The 15835-nt window shown below is 54.7% G+C and carries 13 protein-coding genes; 4 read left to right on the forward strand and 9 right to left on the reverse strand.

Annotation, left to right across the window (positions count from 1 at the left end):
* Positions 1–62: 62 nt before the first annotated feature.
* Positions 63–1289 carry an RtcB family protein gene (locus tag ACSEXW_RS15310; RefSeq protein WP_438447043.1) on the reverse strand — a complete coding sequence of 409 codons (1227 nt, stop codon included), beginning with the start codon at positions 1287–1289 and terminating at the stop codon, positions 63–65.
* Between the two features lie 192 nt (positions 1290–1481).
* Between ACSEXW_RS15310 and ACSEXW_RS15315 the strand changes: the two genes are divergently transcribed.
* Positions 1482–2792, forward strand: coding sequence for a helix-turn-helix transcriptional regulator (locus ACSEXW_RS15315; RefSeq protein WP_438447044.1), 1311 nt, complete (start codon positions 1482–1484; stop codon positions 2790–2792).
* A complete protein-coding gene (locus ACSEXW_RS15320) occupies positions 2779–3594 on the forward strand; it encodes a WYL domain-containing protein (protein WP_438447045.1) in 816 nt (271 codons plus the stop codon). The genes ACSEXW_RS15315 and ACSEXW_RS15320 overlap by 14 nt, the downstream gene beginning before the upstream one ends.
* Positions 3595–3604: 10 nt before the next feature.
* On the opposite strand, the gene ACSEXW_RS15325 is transcribed toward ACSEXW_RS15320, so the two are convergent.
* The 8 genes from ACSEXW_RS15325 to ACSEXW_RS15360 are packed head-to-tail and all read right to left on the reverse strand — an operon-like array spanning position 3605 to position 12242.
* Positions 3605–4780, reverse strand: coding sequence for a DUF4272 domain-containing protein (locus ACSEXW_RS15325; RefSeq protein WP_438447046.1), 1176 nt, complete (start codon positions 4778–4780; stop codon positions 3605–3607).
* Between the two features lie 44 nt (positions 4781–4824).
* Complete coding sequence (locus ACSEXW_RS15330; RefSeq protein WP_438447047.1) at positions 4825–5685, reverse strand: SDR family oxidoreductase; 861 nt, start codon at positions 5683–5685, stop codon at positions 4825–4827.
* 12 nt (positions 5686–5697) lie between these two features.
* Entirely contained in the window at positions 5698–6849 is a 1152-nt protein-coding gene (locus tag ACSEXW_RS15335) for a GNAT family N-acetyltransferase (protein ID WP_438447048.1), read from the reverse strand.
* The gene (locus ACSEXW_RS15340) at positions 6818–8200 is read right to left on the reverse strand and encodes a F390 synthetase-related protein (RefSeq protein ID WP_438447049.1); all 1383 of its coding nucleotides are present in this window, start codon (positions 8198–8200) and stop codon (positions 6818–6820) included. Before ACSEXW_RS15340 ends, ACSEXW_RS15335 begins: the two co-directional genes overlap by 32 nt.
* On the reverse strand, positions 8200–9063 hold the full coding sequence (locus tag ACSEXW_RS15345) for an MBL fold metallo-hydrolase (RefSeq protein ID WP_438447050.1): 864 nt from the start codon (positions 9061–9063) through the stop codon (positions 8200–8202). The genes ACSEXW_RS15340 and ACSEXW_RS15345 overlap by 1 nt, the downstream gene beginning before the upstream one ends.
* Positions 9060–10046, reverse strand: a complete 987-nt coding sequence (locus ACSEXW_RS15350; protein ID WP_438447051.1) for an NAD-dependent epimerase/dehydratase family protein — start codon at positions 10044–10046, stop codon at positions 9060–9062. Before ACSEXW_RS15350 ends, ACSEXW_RS15345 begins: the two co-directional genes overlap by 4 nt.
* On the reverse strand, positions 10043–11245 hold the full coding sequence (locus ACSEXW_RS15355) for an ATP-grasp domain-containing protein (protein WP_438447052.1): 1203 nt from the start codon (positions 11243–11245) through the stop codon (positions 10043–10045). Before ACSEXW_RS15355 ends, ACSEXW_RS15350 begins: the two co-directional genes overlap by 4 nt.
* Positions 11235–12242: a beta-ketoacyl-ACP synthase III gene (locus ACSEXW_RS15360; protein ID WP_438447053.1), complete on the reverse strand. Its 1008-nt coding sequence runs from the start codon at positions 12240–12242 to the stop codon at positions 11235–11237. The genes ACSEXW_RS15355 and ACSEXW_RS15360 overlap by 11 nt, the downstream gene beginning before the upstream one ends.
* A 258-nt stretch (positions 12243–12500) precedes the next feature.
* Here ACSEXW_RS15360 and ACSEXW_RS15365 point away from each other — a divergent pair, with 258 nt between their 5' ends.
* Entirely contained in the window at positions 12501–14207 is a 1707-nt protein-coding gene (locus ACSEXW_RS15365) for a molecular chaperone HscC (protein WP_438447054.1), read from the forward strand.
* Positions 14204–15832: a tetratricopeptide repeat protein gene (locus tag ACSEXW_RS15370; RefSeq protein WP_438447055.1), complete on the forward strand. Its 1629-nt coding sequence runs from the start codon at positions 14204–14206 to the stop codon at positions 15830–15832. The genes ACSEXW_RS15365 and ACSEXW_RS15370 overlap by 4 nt, the downstream gene beginning before the upstream one ends.
* Positions 15833–15835 lie beyond the last annotated feature (3 nt).

A 15835-nucleotide genomic window follows, 5' to 3' on the forward strand; every position in this document is an offset into this window, starting at 1 on the left:
GGCTTGAGTAAAAGCAAAAGTGGCTCTGGGATTTTCGTCCCTAAGCCACTTTTTTCTAATCCTCAGTCCTTATACGGATCGAACTCATCCGCTCCTGCCATGCTGACTCCGACCGGCTTCAGCACGTGCATGACCTCAATTGTTTCCGCATGGGCGTCCAGAACATCTTGAAGCTTCCGGTATACGAACGGACTCTCATCCGTGCCCGCTCCGCGCAGCTCGACACCGTAGGCCTTTACCGCCTGCTGCATCTGTTCTACGGAAATTTGCCCTCCGGTCCGCTTCTGGGTTTTCCAGTTCATTTTACCGGCCGCTTGCGTTCGGCTCATAACCCGTCCCGCTCCATGTACGGTGCTGAAGAATGAGTCCTTATTTTCCGTAGTATCTTTACCTTTGACGATAACAGAGATATCCCCCATGCTCCCGCCGATGAACCCGAGCTGTCCCGGTGCCGAAGGTGTCGCTCCTTTACGAACGACGATAACTTCCTTGCCGTTATGGGTTTCCTTCCACGCATAGTTATGATGATTGTGCACCTCGAAGTCTGCTTCCGCCCCAAGGATGGCCAATACTTGCTGAATCACATAATCCCGGCCAGCATATGCGTATCGTCCGGCCAGCTTCATGGCCCGGTAGTACATGTCCCCGAGCTCGCTGTCCAGGTCCAGCAGATAAGGCGGCTGGTCCATTTTTTCACCGGGCGCGTTGTCCAGGAACCTCCTCCCAGCAATCAGGTTGATAAATCCACTGGCGGTCTTATGTCCGAAGCCCCGGCTCCCGAAGTGATTGCCGACCCAGACCCTGCCCGTCCCAGCCTCTTCGAACAGGTCCACAAAATGATTCCCGCTCCCAACAGTACCAAGCTGCTCCCGGGCCAACGCCTTAAGCTTGTCGTGTTCCTGCTTGCCGACTTCGGCGTACACGGCCCAGTCCGGATCGTCGAACAGCTCATGGTCCACCCGTTCCTGGTTGACACGGCCCACACCGAAGGAGATTTTGCGTGCAATCTCGTCCATCATCGATGCTAATCTCGGCTTCAGCTCGCTTACATGCAGATTGGTACGAACGGCTTTATTCCCGCATGCGATGTCATAACCCACTCCCGAAGGAGAGATCTGCCCGTCATACACGACAACACCACCGATCGGTTGACTGTACCCTTTATGATGATCGGCCATTAACAGCGTTTGAACCACTTGCCCTGTCGCCGCACATAGCTTCGCTTGAGCCAGTGCTGCTTCCTCCGGTTTCCCCCATACGCGGATTCCATCCATTATCTGATAAGCCATTCAGCTCCACTCCCCTGCTTCTATCTCACTTAACCTCTATTCACTTGTTGCTTCTTCCTCCACGATTGTCGCTCATTTCGCTATTCGGGAACAGGGCAGAACTATTACGAAGACACTAACTTTTCCATTTCCCGGATTTCCATCCCCTGCTACAATAAGGATTAACTTACTGTGGAACGGGTGAATGCTGGCATGGCTAGAGAGAGCTTTGATAAGGAAATTCAGTTTCTGCGCATGCTCGTTCTGACAAGCGGTGCTTACAACAGGCAGCAATTCGCCAAGCGGCTGGGCATCTCGGTTCATACGTTCGATAAGACTCTGCGCCGGCTCAAGGATATCGTGAGCACCATGTACCAGCAGCTGCCGCAGGACCAGGGCATAGAATTCGCGGAGGCCATCCGCTTTAACTATTACGAATCCACAGACCCGATGCTGCTCTTACTATTTCGTGCCAAGTCCCTGAAGGTGTCGGAATCGGAGAGATTGTCGCTGCTCTTGGCAGCCCTGAACGAACGGGAATGTACGGCAATGGATCTTATAGATCTCTGCTGCAAAAGCCTTCCGTCCGATGCTCCTCTGCCGGACGAGAAGACCATCCGTTCCGATCTCAAGTACTTGGAGGAGGTCGGCGTCATCCGGAAAGCCTCCTCCACCCGCCCCTACCGTTACCGGATGGAGAACGACCTGGTCCGGGAGCTAACCGATGATGAGCTTCATGACCTGTACGATTTCGTCGATGTTATGGCGAATACGCAGGTTCCTTCCGTTCAAGGATACCTTCTTCGAGACGGATTGAAGAAGCACCTGCTGCGCACCCGGACGGACCGGCAGGCCGTGGAGCCTTTTCTCTATAAGTACCACTACTACTCCCGGATCCTGGACGAAGCCCATTTGTTCACGCTCCTCCACGCGATCCGGCACCGCCGGAAGGTTCATTTCCTCTACTTCTCGCCTAAGGCGGACAAGAGCTACGCCTCCCAGAACACCAATCCGCTATTCGAGCGGGAGACGGAAGGCAGAACAGAACAGACCCTGCCGCTTAAGATCGTCTATGATCACCAATATGGGCGTTGGTACCTGCTATCGCATGGCCGCGAAGGCATCCGCAAGTACCGGATGGAAGGGATGACGCAGATTGAGGAAGGCGAAGAGGTATCCGAGGAGTTCATACAGGAGCGGACCCACACACTCGAGGAAAAAATACGGTACAGCTGGCTGATCGATACCGGCGACCCGGTAACCGTGCGTGCCCGTTTTTATAGCCCGGAGAAGCCCGAGCGGAACTTTGTGAAGGAACGCGTCCTGCTGCAGGGTCAGTGGGGGCAGATCGTCTCCGAAGACGAACATTCCTTCATCTATGAGATCACAGTCAACGGTACGACCGAGATCAAGCCGTGGCTAAGAAGCTTCGGTTCCAGCTGTGAAATTCTGGAGCCCATCCGGTTTCGACGAGAGATGATCGCGGAGTGGAAGGAGATTCAAGCGTATTATGAACCCGTTTGAGAAAATTTTTAACTACCAGATCATCTCCCGGTTGGAGGACTCCGGCACCTTCATGGTAACGGCACACGAGCGGGCTTGGCTCAAGATGATGCTGGACCACCCTGCCACTGCTGATGCCTTCACCGTAGAAACGAGGGATAAGTTAGTCTCCCTTCTTCACAAGGATGAGGCGCTCCAAACCTCCGATCACCTGATCGAAAAGGCAAAAAACGTGGAAAAGCACGTCTACCACCCGCTCCTGCGTTCCTTGCGCCAGCATATTGTGAATCTCAGCGGAATCCGGATCACCTACGGGGTCAAGGGCGATCGGATTCATACCGACCAGTCCGGCCTCCCGTACAAATTGGAATACTCCATGATCAAGAGGGAATGGTATCTGCTCTGGCACCACCTGCGGAACCATGCCTTTATGAGCACACGATTGAATAACATCCACTCGGTCACGGCCGAATCCATCGATCCGGCAGCCGCGGAGCGAATTCTTGAACGGATCGGCGTTACGCTCAATGCCAGGAAAACGGAAGCCGTAATAGAAGTGATCCACCAGTATAACAAAGAGCTATCCCGCATCCTGTACGCCTTCTCCTGCTTCGAAAAAACCGTCGAGTACAACGAAGAGACAGGTACCTACCGGGTTCGCCTATGCGTTCTCGCAGACGAAGCCGAGTACCTGCTCTCCAAGATCCGTTTTCTCGGCAAGCGGGTCCGCGTCATCGAAGGGGATTATCTGAAGCGCCGAATGCTCGAATCTTCAACCAAAGCTCTTGAGCGCTATGGCGTGGTGTCTCTGGAAGAGGAATAGCCTACCTAAATCAAGTATCCATACTGATATGGTCCCATACCTCATCCCGATACCCCATCAGCCAAAACAAGGCCCTCCGCCGCTCCATGACTACACTTTCGTTCAGTCCTAAGGGAGCCTGTTCCCCTTGAATCCGGGAATTCACACAAGCCCAATGGAGGCGGTATATGATGTCCGCTTCGTCCAGAATGTTTTCGCTGCTTCTTAAGTTGGTCTTGCTGATAAATTCATCGAAGGACTCACAAGAAGAGACCACCTTGATCGCGTAATCGCAATCACAGATCCGGTCAGGGAATTCTAGCGTCTGGACGAAGCCTAACGACCAGATTAACGCCCAATACGCTTCGTACTGCCATGCCATGTTGATCACGTCCTGCTTCAGGGGGGAAGCGTCATGGAGGAGCGCTCTTTCATGGTCGGTCAGTTCCTTCTCGACCCCGTATTTCTGAAGATGCTCCAGAACAAACTGCCTCGATTGATCCAGGTCATTCTCTTGAACCGCATCACAGGCATATTGAATAACCAGCAATAGACTAATCGCACGCTTGGCAATCTCCTCGCGGGATCTAAACTGGAGATCAGCCTGGGCAGGCAATTGGGGCAGCGTCTCTAAGAACGGGACCCCTTTCTCCTGCAGATAGGTGATGGTCCTTCGTTTCCGCCGCTCCCCTTCCGAGGTGATGGACTCCTCCCCTCTGATCTTCCGCGTACAGGCGTATACCTTAAAGTCCGCCGGCCCGGAGCTTCCATCCGGATTCACAATGACAGAACCATGCAGGTCCACCAACGTCGTATCCGGAAGGAAGCCGATCCCGTTCACTCTATTCTGCAATTCCATGAATAAGGTCCTGTATGTATCGTTGTATTCCTTCTCCGTTTGAATCGCAATCATCGTATTGAGAACCGAAATTTGGGTTAGGACGAGCTTTTGCAGCTCTTCATCCTCGAACGGCATGTTATGATAAAGCCCCATCATTCCAGGGATGTTGTTGTGAAAATAATCGGGATCTGTATCCTCGGAAACTACAGATAGTGTGATGGTATTCCGGTTGAACCAGCCCTTAGGCACCAAGGTATACTCCTTGCCATTCTTGCCTATCTTGAATTGGCTTCCAAATACCTCTTGAATGTAGCCGTGAATATCCTGAATATCGTTTCTTGAAGCAAATATGGTGAAGTACTTCAATCGGGATTCCCCCTAAACCGTTTGATGGTTTTGCGGCCGCAGCCTTACTTTAACACGCTATTCACCAGCTTCTCCAACCATTTCCACGGGAGAAGCGTCTTTGCGATGAGCAGCATCCGGGCATCCCGGCCAATGGGGTAGCGCAGCTTCGGCCGTTTCTTCTGTGCAACCCGCACGATCAGCTTGGCCACCTCCATAGGATCGGCAGACTGATCAAAGGTACGCCGGGAATGGTTCAGGACCGTCTCCATCCGATGATGGTACGGACTATCGCCGGCAATGGAGATTTGGTCAAAGCCCTTCTGCCAAATCGCCGTTCGGTAGGAGCCCGGTTCTACGAGCACGACCCGGACGCCGTACGGAAGCATCTCCAGCCGCAAGGACTCGCTGAAGCCCTCCATCGCATGCTTGGATGCGGAGTACGGAGCGTAGCCCGGCAAGCCGATCCTTCCGCTTACACTGCTTACATTAATGACCGTTCCGGAGCCTGCGGTCCGCATCACCGGCAGCACCGCTTGGGTGACCGCGACCATGCCGAAGAAGTTCGTGTCCATCTGCCGCCGCCAGTCCTGAAGAGACACCTCCTCAGCATACCCGCCTAACGCAAACCCTGCATTATTCACCAGTACGTCGATCCGCCCATAAGCGTCAAGAATCTGGGCAATGCAGCGTTCAATCTGCTCGGGCCTTGTGACGTCCATTTCAACCGGATGGATGAGCGATTGGATCCCCCATTTCTCCGCCTCTTCCATAAGCGGGGACGGCTTGGTCATATCCCTCATAGCGGCGACCACCCGGTACCCGCTCTTGGCAAAATGCAGGCAGGCTCTCCAGCCGAATCCGCCTGCCGCGCCAGTGATAAGTACAACCGGCCGCGCCGGACCGGCTTCAATCGGAGGATGCATAAGATCAGCTCCTTACAGCTTATATTTACGAATGATCGGCACACCGATCCGGTTCAGCAGCACCTGCAGGATATGCCAAGGGAGCCGGCGGTACTGCGGCAGATGGCGAACATACACCGCACTGTATTCGATCTCCGGAAGCGCTCCGCGGTTTCGTTTGAACTGGGCGGCGCCTGAGCTCTCGTGCAGGATCCGTCCGGATTCCTCCGCCAACCGGATAAGCAGGGCGGACAGCATCCGGTACAAGCCCAGCTCTTGCGGCAGGGTCAGATCGTAACCGAATAAGGGAGTCGTCATAACGCCATCGCGGACGATAAAACCAAGAACCGCGTCCAGAGTCCCTGCTCTGCGAAGCCCATACAATCGCAGCGAGCCTGTCTCCCGCGCATGGCTGATGAATGCCGGGCTGAACTCAGGATTGCAGCGCGAATATTTCTCCAGGTAGAGCATCCGGTACAGCTCCGTAATCCGCGGGATGTCCTCCTCCATGATTTCCTCAGGGGGAACGATCGAGTAGCCGTGTTTGCTCATCAATCCGAAGTCACGCTTCACCAGCCATCGGGCCTTGGCGTCCGGCGTATGCCGCAGGTGATCCAAGATATAGATCTGTCTGCTCGGAACCAGAATATACCCCATCCCGATCAAGGCGTCCATGATGGGACCGTTCAGCTTTCGATTCAGGGATCGGAATACGAGGGCGTGCTCCGGATACCGATCAAGAAGGCAGGAGGTCATCTCCCGGCATTCGTCTTCATCCATGGATGGGGCAAGATTCGTGGACAGCAGCCAATTGTTGATATGGACCACCCGGTTCAGCTTGACGGCCCGCATTCCGGACCCGATCCCCTTCAGGATTCCTCCAAGGAGCAGCTCCAATGGACGGTTCTTCAACCGCTCCAGCTCCTCATGGGCATAGCGGACATAATGCGTGTACGGGGAACAGACATAGGCATTGTCCCATTCCGTCTCATTCACGGTAAGGGGCAGGACTTGGCTCCCGAGGGACAAGAATGCGAATCGGGTTCGGATATTGTGGATCAGAGTTCTGGAAGGATGCTCAAGAAACGGTTCGAAATAGGTCCGCATCGATCGCCCGTCCTCGGTGTCCGCCCAGGGAACCTGCTGCAGGAGCTCATTCTCGTATATACGCCCCCCATTGCTCAAGCGCAAACCTCCTCTCTACCCGGCGAAGCTTCTTGCCCGCTTGATCTTGATGCATGGCACCTTCGCAGAAAATGACGGTCAGGTCGGGAACCCGGCAGCCCAACCTGCTCCCGAGCCGGGCCATATGCTCCAACAGCGCCCGCTTCACCTGCTCCATCGCCTGTTCGTCGGCCCCGCCGCCAAGAAGCCGCACGGTGATCTCCATTCGTACCGGCGTATGCTGCACAGCCCGGTATTCCGTAATCGAATCGGAGGCTTGAATAATCGAACGGGTGATGAAATCCGGGAAGACCGGAGAGGGTCCTCCATCCGTCAATCGGGGCCAATACAGCAAGTCGTCACAACGTCCCTCAATGCGCGTCAACGCGGCAAAAGGGGACCCGCAGCCGCAGGGCGTGCCGCTCTCTAGGAGGACGTCATCCAGCCTGTAGCGGATGATCGGCTGTGTCCGGCGGGTAAAATCCGTGATGACAGGAGCATACCGGCCGCTTGCCTGGTCCAGAACATCCTTGCCGATGTGAACCAGATCCTCGTTCAGATGGAGTGTGTCTAATTCGCAGGTAGCCGCCAGAAGCCCTTCCGTACATTGGTAGATCTGATGGACCGGACGCCCGAATACCCCCCGGATCAGCGCTTCATCCATAGGATCGAGGGCCTCCGCCACCGACACGATCTTGTTCGGCTGCCCGATCTTGAGCTTGCCGTCTTGTGCCGCTTCGGCGAGCAGACGGAGAACGGAAGGCGGCCCGACGAGAAGCGTGGGCCGGTAACGGTTCAGCACGACCAGGTGCTGCTCCGTCGGTGTCAGCAGATCGAAGAACCGGAACATCAGCCTGCCGCCCCGGACGCTTTCGTACAAATTACTGTTAGCGCGCAGGAAAAAAGCGACCCGCTCCGCCCTCCACAGCGGCCCCGGCAGCACCTTGCCCAGCACCGTCCCCGCCCAGGCCACACTCTCTTCCTCGCTGACCAGGAATAGTCCCCGGTTCCCGGAGGTGCCGGATGAGAGGCCGACGGTTATGCGGTTCTTGCCCAGCTGGCTGGCGAAATCCCTGGTTTGCTCCGCCTGCAGGGCAACGGAGAAGGCAGCCTCCCTGCTGATGCCCGCCGTGTTCAACCGGTCGAAGTGGTCCATCATCTGCGCCTTGCCGATGACGGGGAAGCTGCGCCAGTCGGCGGAAGCATACCCTTCCCACAGCTCCCGGTAATAGGATGAGCGTTCCCGCACCCAATCGATATGGCGGAGGATACGCTCCTCCTGCCAACGCAGCAGATGCTCACGATCCGTCCACCTTCTGTGGGCGTATCGGGCTTTCCAGTAATGGGAGAGGAAGATGCCGATCTTACGCATCAGAGCTCGCCCCCCGCCGGCGTCCAGGCCGTTAGGCTGTATCCGCAGTGGGAAGGTACGATTCGCAGCCCGGGATACTGCAGGTGCAGCTCCCGGAGCTTCTCCATCGTACTCCGGTACGCCAGGCGGTCGGACATAATCAGTCCTGCAACCGGATGAGGCGGACGGTTCTCCCGGTAAGCTCTGCTGGACCATACCGCATCCGCACAGAGGAAGTAATCGTCGGATTCGGTAGCCAGGAAGATCCCGATCTGCCCCTTGGCATGGCCGGGCAGCTCCACCGCGAATAGGCTGCCGTCGCCAAGCAAGTCATACCCGTGGGCATAGGGAGACGGGAACGGCAGCCGGAGCGCTTCTCGTTGACTGACGGGCTGTGACCGTGCGGCGAAATCTTCCGGCAGCAGTCCTGCCAGGAAGCCTGCCCGGAGCGCGGCCAGACTGTTCAGATTCCGTACGGCATCGTAGGCTTCCTGCAGATAAATAAAGCGGGCGCGAGGATAATCCCTGGCGCCGCCGATGTGATCCGCGTGAAAGTGAGTCAGGATGACGGTGCGGATGCTGTCGGCCTCTATCCCCAGGGCCTCTAGCTGTCGAACCCCCTCTTCCTCAGCAGTAACCTTGGCCGGAGTCAGACGCCGGTATATACTGAAAGGCAAGCGGGACGTTTCCCGGTTAAACCGGGCGGTGTAGCCCGTATCGATCAGGATCCCACCCTGTTGCGGATGCTCCACATAGGCGAAGCCCGCCGGGAAAACAGCCGATGACCAAGCCCCGCCCTTCAACGTAACCCATTCGGGGTGCGTACACGCACCCGCTGCGAAGAGGCGCAGCCGGACCGTAACAGGAATTCCAAGCCTCATCATATGTTCTCCTCCTTCCACCAATCGCTGAACCGCTGCAGCCCTTCATCCATGCTTACTGCTGGCCGGTAACCCAGCTTTTCCTTGGCTCGTGTGATATCCAGGGTCTGGCTGAAGCTTACCAGACCGATCGTGCTGCGGGTCAGCTTCGGCTCTTTCCCCGTCATCCGAGATACCACCTCCATACAGCCTCCCAACAGACTGGCCGCCGGGTAAGGGAGGGAGCGGAGCTTCAACGGCTTATCCAACTGTTCAAATAAACGCTGCACTGCGTCTAGAAGCCGCACCGGCTCATCGTTGGACAGGTTGTACGCCAACCCCATCGCAGACTGCGGCGCCGACGCCGCCTGTTCCAGACCATCCACCACATTATCGATATAGGTCATATCCAGCATGGCCCGTCCCCCGCGTATGAGCGGAACACCCCCTGTATCATTGGCCGCAATCAGACGGGGCAGAATGGAGGTATCTCCCGGTCCGAATATTCCGCGGGGGCGGATCATGACGGAGGGCAAGCCGTGGCCCATTCCCCTCCGCACGGCCTCTTCCGCCAGCCGCTTCGTTGCGGCATAAGGATTGGCCGGCTTCATGGGAAGCGGGTCATCCTCGTGTATGTTCAACCGGTCCGTATAGTCAAAATAAATGCTCGGCGTTGAAACATGAACGAGCCGGCCTACGCCCTCTCTCAAGCATGCTTCCACAACATTCTCCGTCCCGGTCACATTCGTCTCATAGAAATCCTGATACGCCCCCCAAGGCGACGACAAAGCGCCGCAATGAAACACAACATCCTGACCTTGGCACATGGTGCGAAGCCGTTCCTTATTCCGCAAGTCAGCCTGGACAAAGTCAACCCCGTGGGCCCTGAGCCTCGCTCCAATGTCAGGGTTGCGCCCCGTCGCGGTAATATGCCAGCCCCGTTCCGTTAACACCCGCGATAGTCTTTCCCCCAGGAAGCCTGTTCCTCCCGTAACCAACGCTTTCATGCTTCACCATTCCATTCGATATCCGAAGTTGTCAATTCCAATAAGGACATTCCTGTACGCCATTGCTGCACACACAGTCGGCCGAATACCCCCAGCTGCTCCACGGCAGGCATGGGATCGTTCCAGCGGAACAACACATCCCGGGCACGGGCATAATCGAGGACCCATTCCCGCCATTGACGGATCGTCCTGCTGCCTCTCCATCCGGTTAAGAGCATCGCCGCCCCCAGCATGGATGCAGTCCCGGAGGCCGGCGGAACCAGGATTCCTTCTGATTGAAGCCCGGAGGGCGCCACCAAGGCTCGGTCGATGCCCGGGACTCCCGCCAAGAGATGGATGCCGCTGGTCGCCCTGGGATTGCACTCGATCGGCAGGAGACGCCCGTCCAAGCCCTCCTTGAAATCAAATGCTATCTGCCCGGTAAACCCCGTCGCTTTCACGAAGATTTCCACGAAGTGAAAGGTCTCCCCCTCCCACACGTGCTCGAAGTGAACGCAGCTGCCTACACCTGCCGTATACCGTGTCCAATAGGCGGTGTGGGCGACAAGGGTACCCTGCTGGGCGATGCTGTAGGTACAGAGCTGGCGTCCCGGCAATCTCGCCTGCACCACCCAGGGATAGGCGGCCGAGATCGGAGCTGCGGCCTGGACCGCCTTCTCGATGTCAGGGGTGAGGGCAGCATCGGAGATGACCCCCACTTTGGACCCGGAACGGGAATATGCGGGCTTCAATATGACCCCGCCTGGGAATAACCCCCGGTTCGACGCCAGGCTCATCAGCTCCTCCCGGCTCTCCGCCATCCTGGTCAGAGGAACCTTCAATCCGAGGGATTCCGCCCATTCTATGAACTTCCCCTTATGGTGAAGCCTCTCCAATACCGAGATCGGCTCTGCAAACACCTGGCAGTGTTCTATCAACATGTCCCGGTACTTGGATATCGTATAGATTTCCTCGCAGGTGGGCAGCAGCACATCCGCCTTACTGTCTATAATAACGGAACGCAGTGCTTCGGCATATACACGCGGGTTCTGATTGGGAGGCGGAAGCTCGCAGCTCATCGCCACACTTTTGGAAGCGCCGCATAGATGTCTCTTCCAGCTCTCAGCCGCGATCACGGTGTGACCGGCCGCATGAAGCAGCCTGGACAGCTCCAGCGCAGCCGGTGAACGGCCTCCGGTCAGAACGATCTTAATACTCAAGAACCATTCCTCCCAAGGATAGCCCTGCGGCCGTTCCAAGCAGCATAAATTTATCGCCGCGCTTCAATCTTCCCTGACGCACGGCTTCATAGAGCCCCATCGGCAGGGAAGCGGATACCGTGTTCCCATGGTTCGGAGTAATGTACATCAGCTGCTCGCTCGAGATGCCCAGCTTCTTGCAGATCAGCCTCATCGCCATCGCGCTTCCTTGGTGGGGGATCACCAGCTTCAGCTCCTTCATGGAGCAATCCGCTTGCCGGAGCAGCTCATCCACAAAATCCGGAAGCAGCTTCGACGCCATCCGGAATATGCCATGGCCATCCATCTCGAAAAGGAAGCACTCCTCGGTCTCTGCGCTATGCTCCCTGGGATGCATCCTGGTGCCTCCGCCCCGGATCTGGGAATAATGGAGGCCTTCACTGTAGGTTCGTATCGCGGAAGCCAGGATAGCGGAACGTTCCGGAGCCCCAGTGTCCTCCGAACGGCTAATCACAGCCGCCGCCGCACCATCCCCGAACAAGGCAGCGCTTTCCTTATGCCTCCAATTCAATCCAGCGGACGGGATCTCGGAGGAGACCAGAAGCACACGGCGGTACCGCCCGGCATCCACCAGATAGGACATCGTATCCAGGCCTGCCATGAATCCCAAACAGGTCGCATTAATATCATAAGCCGGAATGCCCGATTTCTCCTGGCCCATCGCCTTCTGAATCAGGACAGCGCTGCTTGGCAGCGGCTGCTCGCCAACCGCACTGGTGCAGATCAGGCAATCGATGTCCGCAAAGGTTAATCCGGCGACACGCAGAGCCTCCCAAGCCGCCTCTGCCCCCATGAAGGATGAGGTCTCTCCTTGGACGAAGTAACGCGTATCCACATCGGTCGTTTTCTTGACCCACCCCTCCGCTACTCCAAGTCTGGCATCCATCTCACGTGAAGTCACAGGAAGTCGGGGCAAATATTTGCCTAAGCCTTCGATTTTCACCCAGCGTTTATGCATCTCGTTCACATCCTGATCTGAATTTACCGGTATATCCGTCATTGTAACTTTTGCAGTATTAAGCGGATAGTACTAATTTAGCGTAGTACCTGCTTTTTTCAACAAGAACCGACAATAATGGTGGATCCGTTCAACATTAGATGCTGAATGGCGGACTCATAAATGCCTTAATTCCACTTCTTTTTGTGAAGGAAGCTGTCATTTTTCGACGAATTATTAGGATAAAATTGCCATCTGAGGTGAAAAGAGGTCTTTCATATGTCCGCAATGATTGGAATCGATCTTGGCACATCGAACAGTCTCATCGCCTATTGGGACGATCACACCCAAGGACCTGTTATGATACCGAATGTCCATGGGGACCATCTGACACCTTCCGTTATCAGCATCGATGACAACGGTGAAATTATAGTTGGAACAATCGCCAAAGAACGGCTAATTACGCACCCCCAAGTGACGGTCGCTGCTTTCAAACGCTTCATGGGCAGCGAGAAGCGCTTTGAACTGGGGCGCCACTCCTTTTCTCCGGAGGAGCTTTCCTCCTTTGTCCTACGGTCGCTGAAAGCAGATGCGGAGGCCTTTTTGGGCCATACCATCACAGAAGCAATCATCAGCGTTCCTGCCTACTTCAACGATACTCAGCGCAAGGCGACCAAGCGCTCTGCAGAGCTGGCCGGTTTGAAGGTAGAGCGGTTAATCAACGAACCGACGGCCGCTGCCTTATCGTACGGCCTGCATTTGAAGGAATCGGATACTAAATTCCTCGTATTCGATTTGGGCGGAGGTACCTTTGATGTATCCATCCTCGAGCTGTTCGAGAACGTTATGGAAGTGAAATCGATTGCCGGAGACAATTATTTAGGCGGCGAAGATTTTACGGAGCTCTTGGTCTCCCATTTGGTCCAAACCCATTCCATCGATGTTCACTCCTTGGATAAAAAGGCCTATTCAGCCCTAATCAAACAGGCTGAGCTATGCAAAACTGCGTTGTCCAAGGGCAACACCGGTACCATGACATATATGGCTGCGGACGGCCAACCATGTGAAGTCACTCTAGACCGTGCTGAATTCGAAAAGTTAGCGGGGCCGTTGCTCCTGCGCTTGCGCCATCCAATCGAGAGGGCACTCCACGATGCTTCTTTTTCTCCGAACGAAATCGATGCCGTTATACTCATCGGCGGGGCCACTCGGATGCCCATGATTAAATCTGTAGTCAGTCGGGTCTTCGGAAGACTCCCCTATACGCAAGTCCATCCTGATGAAGCGGTAGCTCTTGGGGCTGCGATTCAGGCTGCCATGAAGGGACGCAATCAAATTCTGAAGGAAGTCATCCTGACCGATGTTTGCCCCTATACCTTGGGGACTGACGTCGCTCGGGAGACGAGGAACAATCAGTATGATGGGGGGTACTTCCACCCTATTATAGAACGGAATTCCCCGATTCCTATCAGCAGGGTGGAACGGTTCTATACCGTTCGAGACAACCAAACCCAGATAGAGTTAGGGATCTACCAGGGCGAGAACCGGCGTGTGGAGAACAATCTGAAGCTCGGAAATCTCCTTATCGAGGTCCCTTCCGCTCCTAAAGGTGAAGAACCCATCGACGTCCGCTACACCTACGATATCAACGGCATACTCGAGGTTGAGGTGACCATCGTAAGAAGCGGATTGAAGAAACGAATGGTCATTGAAAGAAATCCCGGGACCTTATCGGAAAAGGAAATTGAGGCAAGGCTGCTTGAGCTCAGCCATATGAAGATCCATCCGCGTGATCGAGAAGAAAACCGTCTCCTTCTGGCCAGAGGCGAACGAATTTATGAGGAAGCACTGGGAGACAAGAGAAAAGAAATCTCCTACCTTCTGAACCAATTCGAGGATGTACTGCGAGGTCAACAGGAGTTGGAAATTAAAAAAGCTGCTGCCTTATTCAAACAACAACTGGATTCACTGGAGCGTTGGTCATGAACATATGGCAAGTTCTCGAGATAAGCCCCACTACTGATATCTCCGCTATAAAAATTGCATATGCTACAAAACTCAAGCAGCATCATCCGGAGGAGGATCCGGAGGGATACCAATTACTACGCGAGGCGTATGATACGGCCATCAAGCAGGCCAAACTGCAAAACAAACGTTCTTCCGAACCGGAATCCCCCCAGGGGGCGGATGACGTCTTACCCATTATTATCGATCCATTGAACTCATTTATCGAAAGGGCGCGTATCCTCTATCACGATTTCCCTTCCCGGATCGATCCCGCTAGGTGGGCGGAGCTGCTCAACGCCGACATCATGTGGGATATGAAGCATAAACAAATGGTTGAGCAAAGGCTGCATCGTTTCTTGCTGGAACATCGGTTACTGCCGAGAAGTGTCTGGCTTCTATTCGAAAGCAGCTTCCATTGGAAGGGGCAGGATGATCCCGATTACGATGAATTTTTGCAGTTTTACCTGCAGCAGCTGGACGGCCCTGAATTGCGATTCTCCTTTATTCCTCCTCATATGGACATCGAATCCATCGATCGTTTTCTTTCCCTCAGGGAAGCTGCTTGCCACGCTCTTCAAGAACATCATCTGGAGCTTGCCAAGCAGAGCATAGAGGATGCCTTGGATATCTTTGTGGAAGATCCCGATTTATTACGTCTACAAGGCGAGTTCCTTGTTCGAGTAGGAGAACTGGATGAAGCCTTACGTGTTTTCAACCAAGTGCTGCTCCTTAGGCCAACCGAAGCAGACGGTTATGTTTACCGCGCGAGGATTTATCATGAAAGGGGTCTATATTCGGAAACCATCCAGGAGTGCCGCAAAGCGCTCACTTTGGATCCCGAAAACAAGGAAGTTCAGTACTTGTTAGGTAAGAGTCTGAAGAATGTTGGAGAGATCGGGCAGGCTATCACCGTTTTCAAGCAGATGAACGCGGCTGACCCCCATGATTTGGGGATCCTAAGCATTTTGACGCAGCTTCAAAGGAAGGATAGAGGTATCCATTTCACCCTTTCCCCCGCAATGAAGTTCCGGTTTCAACCAGGCAGACGGTTTCTTCTTTTCCTGCTTTCGGCACTGTGTTTCTTCACCATGTTCTTGTCCGATCAATGGATTGATCCCTATCGTGATCCAACGGTCCTCGTTTCCCCTAAAGAATTGTTAAAGCCGAATAAAAACGGAGCATACGTCCAAGTAAATCTAACGAAGCCATACCTCACAGACTACAAGGAGCTTAACGGTCTGATAATGGATCACACGACAGCCTCTCGATTACCAAACGCTGGACAGCACATGAATCAAGTCGTACTGGGGTATCTGGATGATACTTTGGTTATCGCGGCGGTCCCCCTCCAATCTGACGAGTGGTTAAGCGGTGAGGGCAAGTTCAAGGGAGAACTCAAGCTATTTGCCAGCAATGAAGTGAATGCTCAGTTTGAAAGTAAGATAAAGGCGAAGCACGACAATAAGAAGGTGGCCCCCGTTATCATTGATACCTCTTCCTCGCCTCCTTACAGCCGACTACGAACCATAGAAAATTTCTTTAATTTTCTCATGGTCATCTTTTACTTTTGGTTGATAGGGGCCTACATATATAAACGGCTTTAATAA

The organism is Oryzibacillus soli (assembly GCF_051594765.1).
GTDB lineage: Bacteria > Bacillota > Bacilli > Paenibacillales > NBRC-103111 > Paenibacillus_AR.

Coding starts and splice junctions, on each gene's coding strand:
- ACSEXW_RS15310 (WP_438447043.1), bottom strand. CDS start 1,289: ATGGCTTATCAGATAATGGATGGAATCCGCGTATGGGGGAAACCGGAG.
- ACSEXW_RS15315 (WP_438447044.1), top strand. CDS start 1,482: ATGGCTAGAGAGAGCTTTGATAAGGAAATTCAGTTTCTGCGCATGCTC.
- ACSEXW_RS15320 (WP_438447045.1), top strand. CDS start 2,779: ATGAACCCGTTTGAGAAAATTTTTAACTACCAGATCATCTCCCGGTTG.
- ACSEXW_RS15330 (WP_438447047.1), bottom strand. CDS start 5,685: ATGCATCCTCCGATTGAAGCCGGTCCGGCGCGGCCGGTTGTACTTATC.
- ACSEXW_RS15340 (WP_438447049.1), bottom strand. CDS start 8,200: ATGCGTAAGATCGGCATCTTCCTCTCCCATTACTGGAAAGCCCGATAC.
- ACSEXW_RS15345 (WP_438447050.1), bottom strand. CDS start 9,063: ATGATGAGGCTTGGAATTCCTGTTACGGTCCGGCTGCGCCTCTTCGCA.
- ACSEXW_RS15350 (WP_438447051.1), bottom strand. CDS start 10,046: ATGAAAGCGTTGGTTACGGGAGGAACAGGCTTCCTGGGGGAAAGACTA.
- ACSEXW_RS15360 (WP_438447053.1), bottom strand. CDS start 12,242: ATGCATAAACGCTGGGTGAAAATCGAAGGCTTAGGCAAATATTTGCCC.
- ACSEXW_RS15365 (WP_438447054.1), top strand. CDS start 12,501: ATGTCCGCAATGATTGGAATCGATCTTGGCACATCGAACAGTCTCATC.
- ACSEXW_RS15370 (WP_438447055.1), top strand. CDS start 14,204: ATGAACATATGGCAAGTTCTCGAGATAAGCCCCACTACTGATATCTCC.